Source organism: Aeromonas sp. R4-2 (assembly GCF_040908295.1).
Taxonomy (GTDB): Bacteria; Pseudomonadota; Gammaproteobacteria; order Enterobacterales; family Aeromonadaceae; genus Aeromonas; species Aeromonas veronii.
The window spans coordinates 318004-341140 of record NZ_JBFODL010000011.1; the positions used below are offsets into that span (position 1 = coordinate 318004).

At 53.4% G+C, this 23137-nt stretch carries 18 protein-coding genes and 3 pseudogenes; 6 read left to right on the plus strand and 15 right to left on the minus strand.

What is annotated here, in order from left to right:
• Window positions 1-65: 65 nt before the first annotated feature.
• From asd to AB5Y99_RS08765, 4 genes are all read right to left on the minus strand, one after another.
• On the minus strand, window positions 66-1178 hold the full coding sequence (gene asd, locus AB5Y99_RS08750; RefSeq protein ID WP_201991533.1) for an aspartate-semialdehyde dehydrogenase: 1113 nt from the start codon (window positions 1176-1178) through the stop codon (window positions 66-68).
• A 361-nt stretch (window positions 1179-1539) separates the two neighbouring features.
• Window positions 1540-2847 carry a D-amino acid dehydrogenase gene (locus AB5Y99_RS08755; protein WP_323905635.1) on the minus strand — a complete coding sequence of 436 codons (1308 nt, stop codon included), beginning with the start codon at window positions 2845-2847 and terminating at the stop codon, window positions 1540-1542.
• A gap of 142 nt (window positions 2848-2989) precedes the next feature.
• On the minus strand, window positions 2990-4510 hold the full coding sequence (locus AB5Y99_RS08760; RefSeq protein WP_368209435.1) for a cryptochrome/photolyase family protein: 1521 nt from the start codon (window positions 4508-4510) through the stop codon (window positions 2990-2992).
• Window positions 4510-4674, minus strand: a complete 165-nt coding sequence (locus AB5Y99_RS08765; RefSeq protein ID WP_368209437.1) for a DUF2256 domain-containing protein — start codon at window positions 4672-4674, stop codon at window positions 4510-4512. The genes AB5Y99_RS08760 and AB5Y99_RS08765 overlap by 1 nt, the downstream gene beginning before the upstream one ends.
• 460 nt (window positions 4675-5134) lie before the next feature.
• On the opposite strand from AB5Y99_RS08765, the gene AB5Y99_RS08770 reads away from it, so the two are divergent.
• Window positions 5135-6520, plus strand: coding sequence for a tryptophanase (locus tag AB5Y99_RS08770; protein ID WP_368209438.1), 1386 nt, complete (start codon window positions 5135-5137; stop codon window positions 6518-6520).
• A 135-nt stretch (window positions 6521-6655) separates the two neighbouring features.
• Here AB5Y99_RS08770 and cdd read toward each other — a convergent pair whose 3' ends face one another.
• From cdd to AB5Y99_RS08785, 3 genes are all read right to left on the minus strand, one after another.
• The gene (cdd, locus tag AB5Y99_RS08775; protein ID WP_005333283.1) at window positions 6656-7540 is read right to left on the minus strand and encodes a cytidine deaminase; all 885 of its coding nucleotides are present in this window, start codon (window positions 7538-7540) and stop codon (window positions 6656-6658) included.
• A 197-nt stretch (window positions 7541-7737) separates the two neighbouring features.
• Entirely contained in the window at window positions 7738-8424 is a 687-nt protein-coding gene (locus AB5Y99_RS08780) for an LrgB family protein (RefSeq protein ID WP_368209440.1), read from the minus strand.
• Window positions 8421-8777 (minus strand): CidA/LrgA family protein, encoded by a 357-nt coding sequence (locus AB5Y99_RS08785; RefSeq protein WP_005333279.1) that lies wholly within the window; start codon window positions 8775-8777, stop codon window positions 8421-8423. The genes AB5Y99_RS08780 and AB5Y99_RS08785 overlap by 4 nt, the downstream gene beginning before the upstream one ends.
• Before the next feature lie 165 nt (window positions 8778-8942).
• On the opposite strand from AB5Y99_RS08785, the gene AB5Y99_RS08790 reads away from it, so the two are divergent.
• Window positions 8943-10652 carry a glycoside hydrolase family 36 protein gene (locus tag AB5Y99_RS08790; RefSeq protein WP_368209441.1) on the plus strand — a complete coding sequence of 570 codons (1710 nt, stop codon included), beginning with the start codon at window positions 8943-8945 and terminating at the stop codon, window positions 10650-10652.
• Window positions 10653-10730: 78 nt separating this feature from the next.
• Here the strand turns inward: AB5Y99_RS08790 and AB5Y99_RS08795 are convergent, their stop codons facing one another.
• Together AB5Y99_RS08795 and sbcB are read right to left on the minus strand one after the other, a co-directional pair.
• Window positions 10731-11231 (minus strand): hypothetical protein, encoded by a 501-nt coding sequence (locus AB5Y99_RS08795; protein WP_368209443.1) that lies wholly within the window; start codon window positions 11229-11231, stop codon window positions 10731-10733.
• A gap of 155 nt (window positions 11232-11386) precedes the next feature.
• A complete protein-coding gene (sbcB, locus tag AB5Y99_RS08800) occupies window positions 11387-12802 on the minus strand; it encodes an exodeoxyribonuclease I (protein ID WP_368209444.1) in 1416 nt (471 codons plus the stop codon).
• 188 nt (window positions 12803-12990) lie between these two features.
• Between sbcB and AB5Y99_RS08805 the strand changes: the two genes are divergently transcribed.
• The 3 genes from AB5Y99_RS08805 (at window position 12991) to AB5Y99_RS08815 (ending at window position 16252) form a co-directional block, all read left to right on the plus strand.
• Entirely contained in the window at window positions 12991-14193 is a 1203-nt protein-coding gene (locus tag AB5Y99_RS08805; RefSeq protein WP_368209446.1) for a tyrosine-type recombinase/integrase, read from the plus strand.
• Window positions 14194-14414: 221 nt separating this feature from the next.
• Window positions 14415-15272 carry an MBL fold metallo-hydrolase gene (locus AB5Y99_RS08810; RefSeq protein ID WP_368209447.1) on the plus strand — a complete coding sequence of 286 codons (858 nt, stop codon included), beginning with the start codon at window positions 14415-14417 and terminating at the stop codon, window positions 15270-15272.
• Between the two features lie 206 nt (window positions 15273-15478).
• Complete coding sequence (locus AB5Y99_RS08815; RefSeq protein ID WP_368209448.1) at window positions 15479-16252, plus strand: substrate-binding periplasmic protein; 774 nt, start codon at window positions 15479-15481, stop codon at window positions 16250-16252.
• Window positions 16253-16328: 76 nt separating this feature from the next.
• Here the strand turns inward: AB5Y99_RS08815 and AB5Y99_RS08820 are convergent.
• From AB5Y99_RS08820 to AB5Y99_RS08830, 3 pseudogenes are all read right to left on the minus strand, one after another.
• Window positions 16329-16601, minus strand: a pseudogene (locus AB5Y99_RS08820) (IS4 family transposase); the annotation flags it as partial.
• 7 nt (window positions 16602-16608) lie between these two features.
• Window positions 16609-17621, minus strand: a pseudogene (locus AB5Y99_RS08825) (IS630 family transposase).
• A 108-nt stretch (window positions 17622-17729) separates the two neighbouring features.
• A pseudogene (locus tag AB5Y99_RS08830) lies at window positions 17730-17962 on the minus strand (IS4 family transposase); the annotation flags it as partial.
• A 218-nt stretch (window positions 17963-18180) separates the two neighbouring features.
• Here AB5Y99_RS08830 and AB5Y99_RS08835 point away from each other — a divergent pair.
• Window positions 18181-20196, plus strand: coding sequence for a reprolysin-like metallopeptidase (locus AB5Y99_RS08835; protein WP_368209449.1), 2016 nt, complete (start codon window positions 18181-18183; stop codon window positions 20194-20196).
• A 149-nt stretch (window positions 20197-20345) separates the two neighbouring features.
• On the opposite strand, the gene gdhA is transcribed toward AB5Y99_RS08835, so the two are convergent.
• The 3 genes from gdhA to uraH all read right to left on the minus strand — a co-directional run bounded on the left by gdhA (window position 20346) and on the right by uraH (window position 23088).
• Window positions 20346-21677 (minus strand): NADP-specific glutamate dehydrogenase, encoded by a 1332-nt coding sequence (gdhA, locus tag AB5Y99_RS08840; protein WP_270905992.1) that lies wholly within the window; start codon window positions 21675-21677, stop codon window positions 20346-20348.
• Window positions 21678-21907: 230 nt separating this feature from the next.
• Entirely contained in the window at window positions 21908-22642 is a 735-nt protein-coding gene (locus tag AB5Y99_RS08845; protein WP_270905993.1) for an ankyrin repeat domain-containing protein, read from the minus strand.
• A 2-nt stretch (window positions 22643-22644) separates the two neighbouring features.
• Window positions 22645-23088 (minus strand): hydroxyisourate hydrolase, encoded by a 444-nt coding sequence (uraH, locus tag AB5Y99_RS08850; RefSeq protein WP_368209451.1) that lies wholly within the window; start codon window positions 23086-23088, stop codon window positions 22645-22647.
• Between the last annotated feature and the right edge of the window lie 49 nt (window positions 23089-23137).

The window sequence follows — 23137 nt, forward strand, 5'->3', positions numbered from 1 at the left end:
AACAGGCAATAAAAAAGGCGGGGAGTGTGACTCCCCGCCCTTGTTGTATCTGCTTCTGTGGCGGGTTAGCGCGCCAGCAGGATACGCAGCATGCGGCGCAGCGGCTCGGCGGCGCCCCACAGCAGCTGGTCACCTACGGTAAAGGCGGCCAGATACTCAGGGCCCATATTGAGCTTGCGCAGACGGCCCACCGGAATGCAGAGGGTGCCGGTGACGGCAGCCGGAGTCAGCTCGCGGGCTGTGATGTCGCGATCGTTGGGGATCACTTTCACCCAGTCGTTGTGGGCAGCCAGCAGCGCTTCGATCTCCGCCAGCGGCACATCTTTTTTCAGCTTGATGGTGAAGGCCTGGCTGTGGCAGCGCAGGGCGCCGATCCGCACGCACAGACCATCCACCGGAATGACGGCATTCTCGATACCCAAAATCTTGTTGGTCTCGGCCTGACCCTTCCACTCTTCACGGCTCTGGCCGTTGTCGAGCTTGGTGTCGATCCAGGGGATAAGGCCACCGGCCAGCGGTACGCCGAAGTTGTCAACCGGCAGGGTGCCGGAACGGGTCTTCTCGGTGATCTTGCGCTCGATGTCGAGGATGGCGGAGGCGGGATCCGCCAGCTCGACCGCCACTTCGTCACGCAGCATCCCCATCTGGGTGACCAGCTCGCGCATATGGCGGGCACCACCACCGGAGGCGGCTTGATAGGTGGCCACGCTCACCCACTCCACCAGGTCGGCCTTGAACAGGCCGCCTAGGGCCAGCAGCATCAGGCTGACGGTGCAGTTGCCGCCAACGAAGGTCTTGATGCCATCGTTCAGGGCCTGTTCAATCACATCGCCGTTGACCGGATCCAGAATGATGACGGCGTCTTTCTCCATCCGCAGGGAGGAGGCGGCGTCAATCCAGTAACCCTGCCAGCCGGCGGCTTTCAGGCGCGGATAGACATCCTTGGTGTAGTCGCCGCCTTGGGCGGTGATGATGATATCCTGCTTGGCCAGCGCCTCGATATCGAAGGCATCTTGCAGAGTACCGGCATCGACGCCGAAGTTGGGAGCGGCCTCACCGGCCTGGGAGGTGGTGAAGAATGTGGGTTGAATATGGGCGAAATCCTGCTCTTCCTGCATCCGGCTCATCAGAACCGATCCCACCATGCCACGCCAACCGACCAAACCTACTTTTTTCATATTGTCCTACCCTGGATTGCTGCTAAAGAAACTCGCGGTGACACCCGTAACCCCTTGTCTGGCGACGCCTGTTTACAAGCGGTTTACAGGCCATTTAAAAAATATGCGCTGCGAAAAATGCGTCTATCCACATTACGGATTGTGGCGGCTTGCGCAAGTCGAATTGCGCAATATTCTGTGCCGTTTGCTGCATTAACCGGCAGCCAGACTACCGCTCAGGCAGACGGGGAGGGAGAAGGTCAACATCAGACGAAAAGGCCACCGTTTATGGCGGTGGCCTGTCAATAAAGCGGTTGAGAACGTCCTCTGCTGTTGTCTGGGGGCGCAGTTGGCGAGTGAAACAGCCCGACTGTGTGGACGTCTAGCCGTAACGGGCCAGGGTCAACCCCTCATCGCTGATGGCGGGCTCGCTGCCGTTGATAAGATCGCACAGAAGCTGACCCGAACCGGCTGCCATGGTCCAGCCCAGGGTGCCGTGGCCGGTATTGAGCCAGAGACCGGGAATGGGGCTCGGCCCCACCAGCGGGGTGCCGTCCGGCGTCATGGGGCGCAGGCCGGTCCAAAACTCGGCTTGGCTGATATCGCCCCCCTCGGGGAAGAGATCGCCGACCACCATCGCCAGAGTGTCGTGGCGCCTCGGATTCAAGGCGAGGTTGTAGCCCGACAGCTCCGCCATGCCGCCGACCCGGATCCGCTCGTCAAAACGGGTGATGGCCACCTTGTAGGTCTCGTCGAGCACTGTACTGCGCGGCGCGGCCTCGGCGTTGATCATCGGCAGGGTGAGGGAGTAGCCCTTGACCGGATAGACCGGCAGCTCCAGCCCGAGCGGGCGCAGCAGCGGCCGCAGAAAACCGGTGGCATAACTGCCGAGCGCGCAGACGATGGCATCGGCGCGATAGCGCTGCTCGCCCGCCCGCACCGCCACGGCGCGGCCACGGGCTTGCTCAATCTCGTCGATGTCGCAGTTGAAGACGAACTTGACCCCGAGCTTCTCGGCTTCAAGGGCAAGGGCCTTGGTGAAGCGGAAGCAGTCGCCGGTCTCGTCGCCGGGCAGGCGCAGGCCGCCGACGATTTTGCCGCGTACCCGCGCCAGCGCAGGCTCTGCCGCTTCGCAGCCGCTGGCATCAAGGGATTGGTAGGGGACGCCATACTCCTCCAGCACCTCGATATCGCGCTGACTGGCATCGAGCTGGGACTGGCTTCTAAACAGTTGCAGGGTGCCGAGCTGGCGCCCTTCGTAATCGATGTTCAGCTCGTCACGCAGCAGCTTCATGCAGTCGCGGCTGTATTCGGCCAGACGCACCATGCGCCCCTTGTTGGTGGCATAGGCGGTCGGGGTACAGTTGGCGAGCATTCTGAGCATCCAGCGCAGCTGGAAGGGATCGGCAGTGGGGCGCACGGTGAAGGGGGCATGCTTTTGCAGCATCCACTTGGCGGCCTTGAGGGGAATGCCGGGGGCCGCCCAGGGGGCCGCATAACCCGGGGATATCTGCCCGGCGTTGGCATGGCTGGTTTCAAGGGCGACGCCCCCTTGTCGCTCCAGCAGGGTCACCTTGTGACCCGCTTTGGCCAGATACCAGGCGCTGGTTACCCCAATTACGCCGCCACCGAGAACCACTATCTCCATATCGTCTTTCCTTGACTGATCTCCTGATGTGGCCACCACCATAATCAGCCGCCACAGGATATTCAACCGCTCTGCGCAGGATTGGGATCTCCGTCTGCTTGCCTGTCACAAGCTGGTGTTTGGTGCGATGGTGAGCCTGATTGCCAGCGTAAATCGCTGTGATGCTGTGAGGAACATGGCCCGCTTACAACTGCTCCAGCTTGATCAGGTAGTGCTCCGCGGTGGCCAGAATGGCCTGCTGCTGCGCTGCGGCTTGGCCATCCCAGTTGGCATAGGGGAGGGCGAGGCGGGGATTGCCGCCCAGTTTGTCCCGATTGCGCCAGAGAAAGTGCCAGTAGAGGCTGTTGAAGGGGCAACTTCCGTCGCTGTGGCGCGCTTTCACCTGATAGTGGCACCCCTTGCAGTAGTGGCCCATCCGCTCGAGATAGGCGCCGCTGCTGGCGTAGGGCTTGCTGCCCATCAGGCCGCCATCGGCAAACTGGCTCATGCCGCGGGTGTTGGGCAGCTCGACCCACTCGATGGCATCCACATAGATGCCGAGATACCACTGATCCACCTCGTCAGGATCGAGCCCCGCCAGCAGGGCAAAGTTGCCGGTCACCATCAGCCGCTGGATATGGTGGGCGTAACCGTGCTCAAGGGATTGGTTTATGGCGTGGCGCACGCAGGCCATCCTGGTTTCGCCGCTCCAGAAGAAACCGGGCAGCGGTCGGTTGGCCCCGAGAAAATTGGCCTGCTTGTAGTCGGGCATCTTTTCCCAGTAGAGGGCGCGGACAAACTCGCGCCAGCCGAGGATCTGGCGGATAAAACCCTCCACTTGCGCCAACGTGATGGTGGCCTGATTGGCCTGCCAGTGGGATTCGGCGGCCCGGATCACCTCAAGCGGATGAAGCATCTTGCTGTTTAGGGAAAACGACAGGCGGCTGTGAAACAGGCTCCAGCCGCGCTCGCTCAGGGCATCCTGATAGCGGCCAAAATGAGGCAGGCAATGGGCCAGAAAATGGGCCAGCAGCTCGCGACTCTGGCGCCTTGTGATGGGCCACGGCAGTCTGCTGGCATCCGCCTCGCCGATGGTGCTGACCCCGTGGCGGGTCAGCATGGCATCAATCTCGCTCACCTCGTTGGCAAAGGTGAGGGGGGCCGGGATCGGCTGACGCTCCGGCAGCTTGGCGCGGTTCTCGTCATCGAAGTTCCAGCGCCCGCCAAGGGGTTGGCCGCACTCATCGAGTAGCACCCGGTATTGCTTGCGCAGGGCGCGGTAGAAGAACTCCATCCGGCTGTGGGGATAGCGCTGCCAGCCATCGCGGGGGGTGAGAAAATGCTCGCTCTCCACCTCGGTAGCAGGGATGGCAAGACCAACCGCCCAGCTTTTCAACTGGCTGGCGAGGCGCCACTCATCCGGGCTCTGCCAGGCAAAGCGGCTGGCCTGATGTGCTTCGAGCTGAGCCTCCAGCAAGCCGGGCAAGTCGGGCCAGCGGGCACTCTCATCAAGAGTCAGATAACAGACGCGGTGGCCCGCTTGGGTGAGTGCTGCCGCGAAGGCGCGCATGGCGGCAAAGAAGGCCAGCACCTTCTGGCGATGGTGGCGGCAGTAGTCGGTCTCCTGGCGCACCTCTACCATCAGATAGCAGATTGCCGGATCCGGGGTGCGAAACCAGCTGTGAGCGGCGTTCAGCTGATCGCCGAGAACAAGGCGCAGCTCCATCAGACTCGCTCCCCCTCAGATTGCTGGCTGCTGTGACGAGCGTGGCGACAACGCTCGCTGCAGTAGCGAACTTCCTCCCAACTGCGCGCCCACTTGCGCCGCCAACTGAAGGGGCGCTGGCAGACGGGGCAGATCTTCTCGGGCAGATGGGGTTTGCGATGCATGATGGCTTCCAGCCCTGGCTAATGGGGGATGTGGCGTGTGGGTAGGGAGAATAACGAACAGGGGGAGCGGGCGGATCAACCTCACTGCCAGTCTGCCGCGCAGATGCGCACTTTGTGAGCGGGCGCACAGCCCGTCGGTACGCCCCTTGTTTGCCAATTAACCAGCCGTTAACGTGGCGAGGCTGCCCGTTGGCAGCATCAATCAATGGATCTTGTTGGCCACCGACTGTCTACAACCGATATGGAGGGGAGTGATGCCAATCATGACAGCTACGCCCCGGGCAGCTTGCCTGCTCGCCCACTGGTATACCCGGGATCCCATTCTCACCTTCGACTTTCCTCACCGCTGATTGGCGGCACCCGCCGTTTGAATTTGTCAGCCGGACGACCCTGAGCGCCCCGGCCTCTTTGCCAATCCCGATTTCAAACACACTGGCCCAGTGCCGGTGAGGAGTCTTTTATGCGTCGTATACCCGAGCCGTTTCGTATCAAGATGGTCGAGCCCATCAAACAGACCACTGGCGCCGAGCGCCGTGCTGCCCTCGAGGCCGCTGGCTGGAACCCCTTCCTGCTGCTGGCCGAGGATGTCTACATCGATCTGCTGACCGACAGCGGCACAGGCGCCATGTCCGACCGTCAGTGGGCTGGCATCATGATGGGGGATGAGGCCTATGCGGGCAGCCGCAACTTCGTCGAGCTGGAGCGCGCGGTGCGCGACATTTTTGGTTACCAGCATGTGATGCCCACCCACCAAGGGCGCGGGGCGGAGCAGATCCTCTTCCCCGAGCTGGTCAAGTGCTGCAAGGGCAAGGTGCCGGTCTTTATCTCCAACTACCACTTCGACACCACCAAGGCCCACGTGGAGTTGGCTGGCGCGCGGGCCATCAACCTGCTCACCCCGAAAGCCCTCGACACCACCGCCCCCTACGCCTGGAAGGGGGATTTTGATCTCCCTCGCCTGACCGACACCATCGAAACCCTGGGGGCCGACAACGTGGCCGGCATCATCATCACGGTGACCTGCAATAGCGCCGGAGGCCAGCCGGTCTCCATGGCCAATATGGAGGCGGTCTCCGAGCTGGCCCGTCGTCACCATATTCCGGTGGTGATCGACGCCGCCCGCTTTGCCGAGAACGCCTGGTTTATCAAGGAGCGGGATCCGGCTTATGCGAAGTGCAGCATCAAGGAGATAGTGCGCCAGATGTTCGCACTGGGGGACATCTTCACCATGTCGGCCAAGAAGGACGGGTTGGTCAATATCGGCGGGCTCTGCTGTTTCAAAGAGGATCTCGACCTGTTTCGCGCGGTGCAGGTGCGCTGCGTGGCGATGGAGGGTTTTGTCACTTATGGCGGGCTTGCGGGACGGGACATGGCGGCGCTCGCCATCGGCCTGCGGGAGGGGATGGATGAGGAGTATCTCACCTATCGCATCGGTCAGGTGGCCTATCTCGGCGAGCGGCTGGCCGAGGCGGGCATCCCCATCCAGACCCCCACCGGCGGCCATGCGGTGTTTGTGGATGCCAAAAAGCTGCTGCCCCATATTCCGGCCGAGCAGTTCCCCGCCCATGCGCTCGCCTGCGAGCTCTATCTGGAAGGGGGCGTGCGCGGGGTGGAGATTGGCTCCCTGTTGCTGGGGCGTGATCCTGCCACCGGCAAGCAGGAGGCGGCGGACTTCGAGCTGCTGCGTCTCACCATTCCGCGCCGGGTCTACACCCGGGATCACATGGACTATGTGGCCGACTGCCTGATCGCGGTGAAAGCGCGGGCCCGCGACATTCGCGGGCTCACCTTTGACTACGAGCCGCCGCTGCTGCGCCACTTCACGGCGCGGCTGAAACCTGTCTGATCAGCAACCGGTTAGACGGGGTGATCAACCGCGCCAAACTGTGCAGATCACCGGTCGCTCCCGGTTAAACGGCCCATTAAAAAAGCCCCCGCACCAAGGTGCGGGGGCTTTCATTTATCGACGCAAAGCCGAGGGTCAGACCGCCTGATACTCCAGCTCGACGGAGCCCAGCGCCTTGAGAGTGGACTGGGCGGAGTCACGCTGGCTGATCTGGCCGTTTTTATTCTCCAGCAGCACGGCGCGGCGGATGGTGGCGAGATCTTCGCCGTTAAGCACCGCATGGGCGCAAGCCATCTGCATCGGCGGCAGGCTGGGGTTGAAGGCGGCGTTCTCGGCGTAGCGGCCAGAGAAGATGCGGCCATCGGCAAACTGCAGCGCCACCGCGGCATAGCCCTGGCTGTAGGGGGCGTAGCTTTGACGGGCGGCGGCCAGCGCGGCCTGCCACAGCGGGTCTTCGCTTTGAAGTTCAAGCTCTGCGTGATCCTGCGGGCTCATCAGCGCATCCGTGATGTCGAGATCTGCCGGGCCAAACGAGTGGGGCAGGAAGGATTGCAGGGCGCTCAGGTCATCGGGCAGAGAGACTTTCAGGATCTTGGCGGTGCTCAGCTCGTTCATGAACTGACGGCAGTGGCCGCAGGGGGTGTAGTTGACGGTGATTTCGCTGATCCCGGTCTCGCCACCCAGCCAGGCGTTGGAGATGGCGGACTGCTCGGCGTGAACCGAGTGGAACAACCCTTGCCCCGCAAACTCCATGTTGGCACCGAAGTACCAGGTGCCGCTCAGGCCACAGGCGATGGCACCGACATAAAACTTGGAGATGGGCGCCACCGAGCAGGCGGCTGCCAGCGGCAACAGGGCGAGGCGCAGGGCGCGATCGTCAAGACCTGTGGCGGCTTTCAGGGTGGCGACTTGCTCCGGCGTGAAGCGGGCGTTGAAGTCGGCACTATCCAGCATGGGCTGCACGGCTGCTTTGAGCGGGGCAGAGAGGGTATCGAATGGCTTGGCAAAACGGGGATGCATAGTGTGTCCTCAAAGGCCAATTGGGCGGCCATTGTAGGGAGCAAGCTCGGGTAAATGTGTGAGCAGGCTCACGCCCTGATGGGCAAACGGAGGGGGATGGTAATGGAAACGTTTGTCTTGTGCAAATTGTGCGGCAGGTCGCACCCCGAGAGGCCAGCAGGCCCCCCGGAATGGTCAACAGGTGGTCAATGGGGTGATCAGATCAGCCAGTGATAGATGGCAAACAGCAGCGGGGCGACGGCCGCGGTGAGGATCCCGCATACAACCATGGCGAGCGATGCAAAGGCCCCCTGGGTGATCCCCTTCTCGGCGGAAGTAGCTGTGCCGATGGCGTGGGCACAGGCCCCCATCGCGAGCCCTTGCGCTTCCGGATCGGTCACTTTGAACACTTTAAGCAGCGGGTATCCGATCAGGGCACCGACAATCCCCACCACCACTACCACGGCGGCCGCAATGGCGGGAATGCCGCCGATGGACTGGCTGACGCTCATGGCGAGCGGGGTGGTGATGGATTTGGTCGCCAATGAGGCGAGCAGCGCCGGATCTGTGCCCATAAAATGACCGATCAGCAGGGTTGTGCACACCGAGATCAAGACGGAGGCGAGGGTACAGATTAGGATGGGCTTGAGCTTGGCCTGGATCTGGCGCGCCTGTTGATAGAGCGGCAGCGCCAGCGCCACCACGGCGGGCTCCAGCAGCATGGTAATGGGGCTGCTGCCGCGCTCGTACTGCTCAAGGGGCAGATCAAACCAGAGCAGCAGGCCGATGATCACCCCGGTCGGCACCAGCACCGGATTGATGATGGGCCAGGGCAGGCGGCGATAGAGGGCGCGGGTGGCGAAATAGAGCGCCAGGGTCAGAGGGATCGCTAGCCAGAAGATCATTTGTTCATCCTCTGGTAGAGCCGACCGACGGTGGCGAGGATCAGCACGATCCCGAGCACGATGCAGAGCATGATGACGCCGAAGGATTGGCGCAGGGGCTCAAGCCAGGCCACCAGTCCGACCGCGACCGGCACGAACAAAACGCCCATGTGGCGCAGCAGCAAACCTGCGCCCAGCTCGACCCAGTGCAGCTTGATCAACTGCAGGGAGAGCAGCACAAACAGCAGCAGCATGCCGATGATGCTGCCGGGAAAGGCGAAAGGCAGGATGGCTGCCACGGATTTGCCTGCCAGCAGGCAGGCGACGATGACCATAAAGTCACGAAAGTACAGCAAGGCGCGTTGCGCGATCACGTGAACCTCATCGACTGGGAAGAAAAATCGCAGTTTACCAGAGAGGCCGGGTCGCGGCATTAAAACAATAACAACTGAAATCAGTTCGTTTGAAGCTGATTTGTATGCAGATTATCTGTTGAACATCGTCTGATAGAACCCTTTTTCGAACTACAAGGAGTTGTGATGACATCCCTCTTGTCCCGAGTTCGCCAGCTGACGAACGATAATGCGTTGCCACCCCATCTGCTGCAAACCCGTCAGTGGGAAGGGCCCTTGTGTCGAGTGCGACTCGACAACACCGGCGCTGATGCCACTCCGGTTGAGCGCTGGGTGCTTTTTGACGGCAAGCTTGGCCTGCCGGTGGAGAGCGCCATCTATGGCGAAGGATTCCAGATGCTGGCCCAGACCATGGGTAGCTGGCAATCACCGCAACATGTCGGCCGTTGTCCCGATGCCAGCGTCTATCGCATCACTGATGACAATGACTATCACACCATTCACAACCTGTTGCTGGTGGAGCATGGCAAGGGGTGGCTGCTGCTCGCCTTTACCAGCTGTCACCGTTTTGGCGGGGAGTTTCGCCTCTACCCCGATGGCCGCCTGCAGATCCTGATGAACTGCGAAGGGCGAAAACTTGCAGCCGGTGAGCACTGGCAGAGCGAGGCGCTGATCTGCCTCGAAGGGGCGGAGCGCGAGGAGCTGCTGGCTGAGCTGGCACGGCTGATCGAGGCCGAGCATGGCTCGCTGATCGGTAAGGTGAGTGAGCGCCCGAACGGCTGGTGCTCCTGGTATCACTATTACGCCGAGGTGAGCGCTGCTGACATTCGCGAGAACCTGCAGGTGCGTGCCGAGCGTTTCCCGGCCCTGCGCTATGTGCAGATCGACGACGGCTATCAGGCCAAAATGGGTGACTGGCTCACTCCATCGGCCAAGTTCGAGCAAGGTGTTGCTGCATTGGCTACGGAGATCAAACAGGCTGGCTGCGAGCCCGCCCTCTGGGTCGCTCCCTTTATTGCCGAGCCCGGTTCACAGGTGTTTCAGGAGCATCCCGACTGGTTTGTGAAGGGGGATGACGGCCTGCCGCTCCCCTCCGAGCGTGTCACCTATGGCGGTTGGCGTTGTACTCCCTGGTATGTGCTGGATGGTACCCACCCCGAGGTGCAGGCGCACCTTGAGCAGGTGTTCCGCACCCTGCGCGAGCAGTGGGGCATCCACTACTTCAAGCTCGATGCCAACTTCTGGGGCGCAATCCACGGTGGCCGTTTCCACGATCAGGCAGCCACCCGGGTTGAAGCTTATCGGCGCGGTATGGCGGCTATTCTGCGTGGTGCTGGTGAAGGGACTTTCCTGCTCGGTTGCAATGCCCCCATCTGGCCAAGCCTTGGATTGGTGCACGGCATGCGGGTGAGTGATGATGTGGAGCGCAACGGCCACCGCTATCGCCAGATCGCCCGCGAGGCCTTCTGCCGCGCCTGGCAAAATGACAAGCTCTGGGCCCTCGATCCCGACTGCATCTGTCTGCGCGATCTGCCGACCCAGCAGGCGAGCCAGGCTGAATACAGTTTCCATCTGGCAGCGCTGGTGGCAAGCGGTGGCATGATGCTGGCGGGTGATCGGCTGCAGGAGCTCGATGAGGAGCAGGCGGCGCAACTGCGCAAGCTGCTGGCGTTCTGCGCCGCCCGGGCACCCTCTGCCCGTTTCGAGTCGATGGACTTTGCCTGTGGCGAAGTGAACCTGCCTAAGGGCGGCACTTTGCTCTGCCTGTTCAACTGGGAGGGGCAACCACAGGAGTTTCTGCTTCCGGAAGGGGGAACCGATTTTTGGCAGGGACAGGCAGTCGGCACAACTGTGACCTTGCAAGGGGGCGAGGGGCGGGTGATCCGCTACACCTGATCACAGCCTCACCATAAACAATTCGGGCTCCATCACGGAGCCTGCATTGTTTCAATTAGCGGTTATCAGTCACGTTTTTCAGTAACGCCACTCAAAACCGACGGCGTATTTGGCTGAGCCATAGCCCGGGATATCACTGCCAGAGGCGATCGCCTTGAGGGTTAGCAACGGGGTTATGGGCACCCCCAGACCAAAACCGATGGCCAGCTGATCATTGGGGTTCCCCATCAGATCGACCCGCATCACCCGATAGAGGGACATGTCCTCGCTCAGGTGCATATAGGCTTGCGAAGCGCGGTTATAGACCTGACCAAACACCTCCAGCTGGAAACCTGACTGGGTGCTGATGGCCAGCGGTACCCCGACAAACTTGTAGAGATGGGAGCCGTTGAAGTAGCTGTTGGTGATCAGGGGAGTGAAATCAGTCTGCTGATAAAGGGTATTGAAGTTTTGTTCTACGATGCGATAGGTCTGCTCTGGCAAGCGAGCAAGATAGTCCGGCACATCGAACCGGTATGCGGCGTTGGCTGCCAGCGGCAGCAGGGCCAGTAATCCGAGCAGTGCGTGGTGACGAGGCATCAGCAAATGGCTTCCGTTCGGCCAAAGAAATCTCTTGCTTGGGAGACATCCGCTCAGGATGTTGCAAGATATTGGTTTTTGGGGAAATCCCCTTCGTCATTATGACCTGAAGAAGGGGACGGGTGGGAAGGATTTATTGTGAAACTACTCACAACTCATAAATCTTCCAGATAGTGGTAGAGACTCTTAAGAATCGCAAAGTTCCGTTCGTTACTCTGGTTCTGCTCGGCCAGCGCCTCGAGACGGGGCACGTAGTCCGGCAGACGACGGCTGAAGTAGTCGCTGCAGTGCAGGCGCCAGCGTTTCTGCTCCGCTTCGCTCAAGGTGTGCGGCCAGTTGCGGGCGCGGTAGCGGAACAGCATCTCCGGCAGCCGGGCGTCGGTAAAGGCGAACTCCCGCTCACCCAGCAGGTCCGCGGGGGTAGCACGCACCAGATCCATGGTGGACTTGTCGCCGTGACCAAAGAATCCGCCGTAGAGCTGGGTATCGGGGTCGCTCTCATTGCTGCCGGCAAACTCCTGATTGAACACTTCCACCAGTTTTTCCCGTACTTCGGGGTGGGCGCGCAGCAGATCCAGGCTCTTGCGGCACTGCTCCCGATTGATGCCGAGCTCGTCGGCGCGCTCCGCCGTCAGGGTGGCGGCTGGCGCCAGCACCGGGCACTTGTTGATGTGCACCAGTTTCACCGGAATGCCCGCCAGATCCCCCAGCTCCTCTTTTTTGGTATAGAGGCGCTCGCGGATCTCCTCGCTGGAGAGTTCAATGAGCGGGGTGGGGTCACGGGTCAGATCCACCATGATCACCGCGTTCTGGTTGGTGGGGTGCCAGGCAAGTGGCGAGACCCAGCTTGCACAACCCTGCCAGGGGGAGAACATGCCGGAGACGTGCACCAGCGGCTTCATGGTCACCACGTCAATCAGCGCCTTCACCTTGTTTTTGTTGCGCAGATCAAAGAGATAACCAAACAGCTTGGGTTGGGCTTTTTTCACCAGCTTGGCCATCTCGATGGTGGCCAGCACGTCCGAGAGTGCATCGTGTGCATTGGCGTGGGCCACGCCATTGGCGACTGTCAGCTTCTCCAGCCGGAAGCTCGGTTTGCCCTCATCGTCAAAGGCCCACTCGATCCCCTCCGGGCGCAGGGCGTAGCAGGCCCGCAGCATGTCGAGGATATCCCAGCGGGAGTTACCGTTCTGCCAGCTGTAGGCATAGGGGTCATAGAAGTTGCGATAGAGGGTGTAACGGGTCACTTCATCATCGAAGCGGATGCTGTTGTAGCCAAGCACACAGGTATTCGGCGTGGCGAACTGCTCGTGGATCTGGCGAATGAAATCCGCCTCGCACAGCCCATCCTTCATCGCCTTTTGCGGCGTGATACCGGTGACAAGGCATGCCTCCGGATCCGGCAGGTAGTCTGCCGGAGGCTTGCAGTAGATGACCAGCGGCTCGCCAATGATGTTGAAATCCGCATCGGTACGAATACCGGCAAACTGCGACGGCCTGTCCTTGGCGGGGCTGATGCCGAAGGTCTCGTAGTCGTGGAAATAGAAGGTAGGATTTGTCTGCTGGTTCATTTCGTGGTTCTGAATTGTGTCTATATGCTTGAAAAACAAGTCGTTATACGGAGTGTTATCTCAGATTGTCTCACTTTGTCCGATCTTGATTCAGTCCGTTTCAGACCGGTTTGGTACATATCTGTGTACACGTTAGGACGCGTTAATGTGTCAGTGAAAAATCAGATGACCAGTCACAGGAGAGTCATATGCCACTTACTGATACGAAGCTACGGGCCCTCTATGGTAAGCCCTACTTTGGCAAGACGGAATTGTCAGACCGTGATGGACTGTCAGCTCGGGTCACCGAGCGAGGCACCATCTCGTGGCAATATCGCTATCGCTGGCAAGGAAAAGCAGCGAGACTCAAAATTGGACGCTATCCCGACCTTAAACTCGCTGATGCCAGGGCGTTGATCCCTGCTATCCGTGGTGCACTTGAGCGTAATGAACATCCCAGAGTTTTCTGGGATAAGCTCCACCAGAAGCATGATGTCACACTGAAACAGTGCTGCGAGCATTTTCGTGAGCACCATCTGCCCAAGCTGCGGCCCCGTACTGTCGTGCTCTATGAGCATACCATGCAGCGCTATTTCGAACCTCTGTTTATTGGTATTCCGGTTGAACAGATCCCGTTTTCGAGCTGGCTGGAGTGGTTTGATAAGATAGGCAAGAAAAAGCCGAAAAACGCTGGGCATTTATTGCGCAGGTTGAAATCCATTCTTAGTTTTTGTATTCGGCGTAATCTCATTGGTGGCTCCCCGGTGCTGCAATTACGCACCGAAGATGTGGGCTCTCAACCTGAGAGAGGTACTCGTGTGCTGACCATGCGAGAACTCGCTCAAATTTGGATTGCCTTTGAACAGAGCAGGGCCAGCCGCGGATTAAAATTGGCAGCCAAATTGGTGATCCTGCTTGGCTGTCGTAGCGGCGAGGCATTGGGTGCACAGTGGAGTGAGTTCAATATGGAGGAGCAAATTTGGACGGTTCCCGCTGCTCGCGCCAAATGTGGGGCGCCAATACGTCGGCCTATTCCCAGCAGGGTGATGATGCTGCTGCAAGAAGCGGCAGCGAGATCTCGGCTAAAGGGAGGGCCAGTATGTCGCTCGCCAGTGAATCCGAAAAGATCGTTGAGCAGTGCATCTCTCATCCAGTTAGCAGAGCGTGTGCGAGATAAACTGGATCTGCCGTATTGGCGTATGCATGACATGCGTCGAACGTTGAGTACGCGCCTGTCGGAGGAACGAGTTCTACCACAAGTCACGGAAAAAATGCTTGGTCACAGGATGGCGGGTGTCATGGCTATTTACAATCTGCATGACTGGATTGATGAGCAACGTGAGGCATATGAGCTATGGGACAGTAAATTGATGGAAGCGGTAAATAAATTACAACTTCAATGTATTGGTTAGATGCAAAGTTAATACTCTTTGTATTAATGTTTTGTTGTTTTATATCAACTGGAGTTAAATGGTCTTTTAAGTGTGCCTTGATAATCATAAGCCATTTCCTACATACGGTGAAGTGTCAGCTTGATACTCTCAAAAAGCAGCTTAATTTTGTAATAAAAATGAGTTAGATCCTATTTTGATGGCTGGAAATATCTTTTATACTAATTTGTTGAGGTTGGTTAATGAAAGCTACTTGCGTTGCTTCTATGGTTTTTATCTTATCAACCAGCGGGGATGCATTTGCATCCCTGGCCGTTGAGGTATTCAATTCGGGAAAGAATTCAATCACTTCTGTTTCTTCTGTATTGGTTTATGGGGAGAAAGAAGCAATACTCTTTGATGCTCAATTTGATACAAAAAATTCACGAGCATTAGTTGATATGGTTAAAAAAAAGGGAAAAAAACTAACAAAAATATATATCACTGGTGGTGACCCAGATTATTACTTTGGTCTTCCGTCTTTGTTAGCGGAGTTTCCCAATGTGAAAGTAATGGCTAGCCCACATGTTGTGGCACACATTAATAAAACAAAAGATGCAAAACTTTCATACTGGGGCCCGATTCTTGGTGATGGCGCACCTGGAAATTTAGTGATCCCAGAAGTCTACAGCATGAATTACCTTACATTAGAAGGAGAACGAATAGAAGTCAAAGAGTTTAATAAACCTAATGCATTTTTATGGATCCCATCGATAAAAACAGTTTTTGGGGGGGAGTTGATTAGCTACGGCCGACATCTATGGATGGCTGATACACCAACTAAAAAAGAACGAACAGACTGGATAGATGCCTTAAATATAGTGCTTTCACTTAAGCCAAAGCGTGTGATTCCAGGACATTTTACAGAAATTGCACCATTAGGGACTGAGGCTGTCGAGTTTACTCGAGATTATGTAGTTCGGTTTGAACAACAGCAGGTAAAAGCGAAGAGAGCTTCGGACTTGGTGGAAGCAATGAAATCTGCATATCCTGAATTGCCAGTGAACAGTGGTCTGGAGTTAGGCGCAAAAGTTGCTATGGGGGAGGCTACTTGGCAGTGATAAAGGTCTGCATAATGTGAAAAAGCATCTGAAATTATATTTTAAATCGTATTGTAATATCAAGGATAATATTCTGTCACTTGTGTTAATTAATTAAGTTGATGTCTAAGTTACAATCTTTCGTTATTGATTTGAACACTCTGCTCTATATTAATTGAAGTGATGCTGGAAAATTTTTTATGATTCGTTAAAGGAGTTGAATTGTAATGGCTGATTGCTTATTAAAAAGGGGATGGTATTATGTAATGTTGATTCTTATGGTAAATTGTGTTGAGGCAACACCAAGTAAGATAGAGTATATCACTATTGCAGCTGAAAATGATTGGGCTCCATTTAGTTCAATAGACAAAAAAACAGGCGAAATTAAAGGACTGACCCCAGCATTAGTTAAAGCTGCATTTTTAGCTGAAAACATAAGGGTGGAATTTAAACAAATGCCATTCTCAAGATGTATGAGAATGGCAATGACCGATGTGGTGGTTGGTTGCTTTAATGCAACTGAAACAGCGAGTAATAAACAGAGTTATTACTGGCATAAAACGCCTCTTTTCCAAGATAGGATGGTCGTTTACTCATTGTACCAAGAGCAGATACTACTTCCTATCATGGCTGAGTTGCGTGGAAAGAAAGTTGGTATTACTTTGGGTTATATTTATCCAGATGAATTCTTATACGATGAGAGAATCTTTCATTATAAAGCTCGTTCTGACTATCAGCTTATTAATATGTTAATTAGAGGTCGTGTTGATTACATAGTAATGAATGAAAGACCAGCTCTAGTGAAAATAAACGAAAAAAAGGTAGATGATATTATTCATAATGTTGGAAACTTGTCTTATGATGAATTCAAAATAGCTTTTTCTCGGCGTCATCAAAAAGGGTTGGAGATGGCTGAGCGATTTGAACGAGGATTGCTCATTATTAAGCAGAATGGTGTTTACAATCAAATTTTACAACAATTCATGAATGAGTCATTATAAATGGAATGTTTCGATTTCAATATTACTTGCACAATTAGTAAAAAATGCAAGCTAATATGTAGGCATCTACAAGCGCTTAAGCGTTGCTCCCCCCATTTAAAATGCCTTTCAAGGTACTGTTCTTTATCAATTTTCTCTGCTCGGTTCTGTAAGCGTTCTTTGCCAAATAATCAGTTGTCCATTCCAGTTTCCATTACCATCAGGCTTATCCACACCAATACCTTGGCAATAGCTTTATCCCCCGTCATCCAAGCCTGTTATGCGATTTCCACTCTTTAAATGACAACAACCCCACGACCCAACGGCAGCAATACATGCTTATTATCTACGATGCTAAATAGCTGATCCTAATAGTGCTACACCTTCGCTGTGCCATAGCCATTCCCCGGGAAAGGAGACACGGTATCCATGAAGTGTTTCACTCGGGCCAGCAGGTTGGCCATCCCTCTGCATTGATGATTGCGCGTGATGGTGTCATGTAACTTGTACCACAGCCGTTCTATGTGATTAACCCAAGGGCTGTAAGCTGGCTGGAACACCAGGCAGAACTTGGGGTTCTTCTTCAACCATCGCTCGGTCTGTTTGCTTTTGTAAATGATGTAGTTATCGAGGATCTGCGTGATGGTTTTGGCTCGTCGGTAGTGGTGACGCAGCTTTTCCAGCATGGCGATAAACAGGGATGAGTTTTTCCTTATTCCACTGACGTAAAGCACTCTTCCGTTGCCTGCATGGAGAACGCCTGCCAGGTAATGTTTCGCGCGTTCTGTCCCGGTGTGACAACTCGCTTTTGCCGCGCTCTGAACATCCAGTCGGCCATATCGACTTCATCCTCATAAAACACCAGATTATCGGCATCACAGCGGGCCAGTGCCGCGTCGATATTCGCCATTTTCTCCTGATAGGCCGGGTCTTTTATCCGCAAGGTCGGCACGGGCCTTCGTCAGACAATGCCCATACGTGGTAACCATCGGCGGAGCGTGGAGACTGCTATATTGAGGACTGTTAACCGATTGATTTTGATAGCAAATAGTTCGGTGCACAAGTGGCTGCACTGATAACCAAAATCTTGCGGAGAAAACTGCATGAGCAGCACCAGTAAGGTGACAATCTTGGCGACAGGTAAAACTGGGGCAAGGCCAGCCGGTAAGGCTTCTAACGCAGCCACACCTTCATCTTGATACCACCGAAGCCAACGGCCGATGGTCGAGCGAGCAGCGCTGGTAAGGTGATGAACCTCAGTGATCGTGCGTCCTTCGTGCAGCAGCAAGATAGCCATCAAGCGACGAGCATGCCCTTTATCACGCGTGGCATGGATGACTTTGTGAATGCGGCGCAGTTGTGGTCGTGGCAGGGGTGGTAGGATAGGCATCAACTCAGTCCTTCGGGTGCAGCTTGTTTTGTTTGGCGACAAATGAGATCGCACAAACTGGACTGAGTTCCATACCCCGGTGGTCTACTATTCGGAACAGCTATTTAGCCATGCCGCTCGCGATAGGTTAGTCATCCACAGACAGATCAGCTTTTCCAATATAAGCCAGCGCCGGATCAACCGATATTCCACCTTGCCGGACTTCACAACACAACAAGCACCTCGGTCGGAGATCGCCGCCGTCCGGCATCTTTCAGTGAGCTTCTCGCCAGTTTTGGTACTTCCCATCTATCACTGCACCAAGCTTATCCAGGGTTCAAGCTTTGAATTCCTAGCATCAGACACCAGATAAAATGTGCCAGCGTCGTGTATTTTTTCAACTTTTCCCTGTCAATGTAACCAGGGTACGTCAATAGTTGCAGGGGCAATTTTTAGACTTCCGCTAATAACAAAATGATTATCTCAGTAGGATCTTTCCTACTGTATGTAAAGTTTATTCCTACCATATCGATAAAGTAGCCATCAGTCACAAGTGAGGCTATCTAAGATGACATGTATTATGAAAGGGGTATGTTTAGTCGCAGGTCTGTTTGTAAGCGGCGTATTGAATGCGGCCCCATGGGTTACACTGGCGGAAAAGGGGTCTGACCAAGCAAAAGGAGAAGTTCGAGCCAAGTCATATCATCTGCTAAGTGCTGATGAAGGCTATCTTCAACAGCTTTATGCCGGAATGTCGCAGATCGAATTGCCTCTGCCTGAGGGGGGAACCATCATGTATGTGCTTACGCCTTACTCGCTTCTACCTGATGACTTGGCACGCCAATACCCTCAATTATTAACTTTTCAAGGTCACCAAGTAGATAACCCGACAGCACAGGGGCGATTTGATATAGGGCCTAATGGATTTTATGGTGTATTCGTATATAACGGTCGTTCTGTGTATCTGGATACTTTGGGAGATGGTCGCTATGCCTCTTACTATCAAAATGATTCTCGTAGTAATTTAGAGAAGAAAGACGAGCAGATTTTTCTTAATCCCATTGTGGGCAGACATTCTGAGCAAGATATAGAAGAGCCTGCTCATAAGGGAAAAAGCATCGTCAAAGCGTATACAATCGCCATTTCGACTACCGGTGAATACACTAGGTTTCATGGGGGGACAAAAGAAAAAGCACTTAATGCAGTGATGACATTGCTCAATCGACTCAATCAGATTTATCGCAGAGATCTTGGTGTTGAGCTTAAATTAGCAAGTGGTAACGACAATTTGATATTTACGGACCCACAGACAGATCCATTCACTAATAGCACATTGGATATGAAAACCAATGCATCGGTTCAATCATTAGCCAAGAATAATAACCTTGTTGGAAATTTCGACGTAGGCCATGTGTTGACGACTAGTGGAGGCGGTGTTGCCGTTCTGAGATCCCTTGGCACCGCGAGTCGATCAATGGGTATGACGGGCTCATGGAATCCTACTGGGGACGGATTCTTTGTTGATTACGTCGCCCACGAGCTCGGCCATCAATTTGGTGCGGATCATACTTTTAATGGAACAAGTGGTAGTTGTGGAGGTGGCAACCGTAATCCTAAGCAAGCTTGGGAACCAGGAAGTGGCAGTTCTATCATGGCGTATGCTGGCTTATGTGGTGAAGAGAGTATTCAATCGCACAGTGATCCCTATTTTCACAGCAAATCAATTGAACAGATAAAAGCACACTTGTCTTTGCATTCTGATATTGGCACTGTTATTGAGTCGATGAATGAGGAGCCAGTTGTTAATGCCGGAAATGACATTGTGATACCCGCTATGACCCCATTCACGTTGACCGGCGCAGGTAGTGATCCCGATGGCGATGAATTGAGTTACTCATGGGAGCAGATTGATCTTGGTGAGCCCTCTATGAATTCGGCTTCAATGGTTGATGATGGCTTTCGACCCCTGTTCCGTTTTATGCAGCCAATCAAGAGTCCAGAACGCACTTTCCCTTCCATGAAATCCCTGGTTACAGGTGTACTGGCGAAGGGGGAAGCGTGGCCTGAGTTGACGCGAGAGTTGAATTTTCGTCTTACGGCACGAGATAACAGAGGTGGCGTAGCCAGCGATGATATGAAAGTCAAAATCCTGAGTGATGCCCGTTTCTCAATCTATCCGATGCCAGGCAATCACATCACAGCTGGACAAAAAAATATAGTTAACTGGGAGGTGGGTAGCACAGACCGACCTCCTATTAGTTGCAGTATGGTTAATATCTCCCTGAGTTCAAATGAGGGGGGCAGTTGGAGGTCAATAGCGCCGAAGCAACCCAATAATGGGGCCGCAAGCATATTTATTCCTGTCGATATAGGTGAAGCTGCAAGAATAAAAATTTCTTGTGCTGATAATATATTTTTTGCCATGAGTTCAGCGTTGACCGTAAGCAAGACTGCACAAATAACCACAGATAATAATGAAAGCTCCATTGTTAATGTTAATGAGGATAAAAGTAACGGGGGAGGCGGTGGTTCACTAGACTGGATAGCTTTAATTTCAATATTAGCGGGGGTGTTGCTTCGCAGACTGATGGAGTAATAAATGGGAATATAATTTTTGATTGTATATATGATTGTGTTATAGGGGAAAGTAATACACTCAAACGTTACCAATGCCTTTTGAGTTTTTTACGGGATTCCCCAGCATGTAGGATGCGAAGAGGTCTTCTTCGCATCCTTGTTTTTGAATTACAAGATACCTTGTTCCAAAATTGCGTCAGCTATTCGGACAAAACTTGCAATATTGGCGCCTCTTTCATAGTTTATCCATCCCTTGTTATCACGGCCGTACTCGATACAGAGGGAGTGTATAGATATCATGATCTGCTGCAAATGTTCATCAACTATTTCTCTAGACCAAGATAATCGCTGAGCATTTTGACTCATTTCTAAACCTGAAGTAGCTACACCTCCGGCATTCGCGGCTTTACCAGGTGCAAACGAGACACCTGTCTCATGAAAAAGCGAAATTGCCTCCGCAGTACAAGGCATGTTAGCTCCCTCTGCAACAAGTTGGACGCCATTCGTGATGAGCAGTTTTGCATCTCCGCTTCTCAATTCATTTTGCGTCGCGCAGGGGAGAGCTATGTCAGTAGGTACAAACCAAGGGGAGCGCTTTTCATGGAATTGGACACCAACCCTATCTGCATATTCTTTAATTTGTCCACCATTGGTTTTGATTGCTTGCAGCGATTGGAGTTTTTCTGCTGTAAAGCCTAAGGGATCGTAAATGCAACCAGAGGAATCGGATGCGGTGATCACCTTGCCCCCTAGTGCTATTGCTTTCTCTATCGCAAACTGAGCAACATTGCCTGAGCCAGATATAGAAATGTGCTTACCTGCAATGTGTTGATTTGACTGGGCTAGCATGGCAGACACAAAATAAAGTAAACCATATCCGGTTGCTTCAGGCCGAAGCTGGCTGCCCCCAAAGGAGACACTTTTTCCTGTAAACACACAGTCATTTCTATTGGTCAGCTTTTTCATCATTCCTGCCATATAGGCGACCTCCCGAGCTCCTACACCAATGTCGCCAGCAGGCACATCGGTATCAGGGCCTACATGGCGATAAAGCTCGAGCATCAACGCTTGACAAAAGCGCATGATTTCTCCTTCACTTTTTCCCTTGGGATCGAAATCAGAGCCGCCTTTGCCTCCCCCCATTGGCAAAGAGGTCAGTGCATTCTTGAAAGTCTGCTCAAAGGCTAGAAACTTCAAAATAGAGGCGTTGACACTTGGATGAAATCTCATACCTCCCTTATAAGGACCGATAGCTGAGCTGTGTTGAATGCGAAATGCTCTATTGACTTGTACCATCCCCTTATCATCTACCCAACAAACGCGAAAGCGGATTAGGCGCTCTGGTTCCAATATCCGCTCAAGTAAACTCTGCTGTTGGTATTTTGGATGAGATGAGTAAAAGGGCCAAATGGAATGAAGCAATTCACTGACAGCTTGCAAATACTCGGGCTGATGTGTATAACGTTGGCAAAAATGGTCAAAAAAATGATCATAACTCATTAGTACATCCTTGTATTAAAAAACTCTAGCCACAGTTTGTTTTATATGAGGTTAAAATATTACGTGGTTTACTATTAATCACAAGAGAGAAAATTCTGATATGTTGCATATTTGAAGGCGTATAGTTGCTGAAGCACATAGAAGCGGTGCTGTGAAACTATATCATGAAGTTATTAGTATATAGATAAAAATATAAAGGTTGCAAATAATGCAACCTTTATAAAATTATATTAGCATGCTTTCTTGCCTGTCTTGAAATTCACTGCGCCATGTTTAATCAAGATGTCAACTATATCTTGATGACCACGTGAGCATGCATAAGTAAGTGCGTTTTGCTGCAATGGTTCGCTGACAAGATCTACTTTGGCACCAATGGATAGCAGATAGTTAACCATCTCAATTCTATTGTTGCTGGCGGCTATCATCAATAAGCTTTCTGCTTCTTTATCTGCACTCTGATCGTTGATATCTACTTTCCCTTTCAGTTTGCTATATATTGTCTTCGCGACATCAGCGCTTTTCCCTAGTGCTGCTGATTTGAGCACATTTTTAACGTCAGCATCATCTGTCGCGTATAAGTCTGCACCTTTATCGATAAGATAGTTGACTATATCTTCGTAGCCGATAAAGGCCGCCCATCCAAGGGCTGTCTGCCCGCGACCGCTTAAATTATCTTTAGCTTCAAGTGGTTGTCCTGACTCTACCATTTCTTTCACTTGAGCCAAGTTCCCTTTTTTTATGGCATCAAACCACTTGGCGTGTGGACCCACGGATGGATAATAAAATATTCGATGTGGTAATACGTGACTATTGGCGATGGAATGCATCTCTTCGTAACTTAACCGATAGTCAGATAGTGATGTGGGTTTTACTGGTTGGAAGTCACTGGCTGCTAATACGGAACCTGACAATGCTAATGTGAATATGGTGGTGATAAAGATTTTTTTTGCTCTACGGATGTACATAATTAACTTCCTCTATATGTGGCGTAACCATATTGGGTCAATGTAATTGGGACATGATAATGTGTGTTATCATCCACATAAAACTCAATATTCACTATGGGATAGAAGCTCTTTTTTTTCTGCAATTGGTAGTATTTTTCTGTTGAAAACTCAAGCTTGTACTTACCAAAAGCATCGTTGCTCCCTAACTCAACATTGGTAAATCGTTTGATCCTGCCATTTTCATCTGTACGCTGGGTGTCGATTAGCTGCCACTGCTTGCTGCCATATCTAAACAGTTTTACTTCTACTCCATCAGCTCCTTTGCCAAGGGAGGTGTCCAGAACATGGGTACTAAGATAACCATTTTCCGCATTGATGTCGGTCGTGACTGGACTTGTAGCAGAGTATGCAGGAGGCGATATTGACAATGGTAATAAAATACTAAGCGCAATTTTTTTAATCATAATCTATTGCTCATTGATGTTGTTAAGGAGCTGGTTGATGTCAACCTGC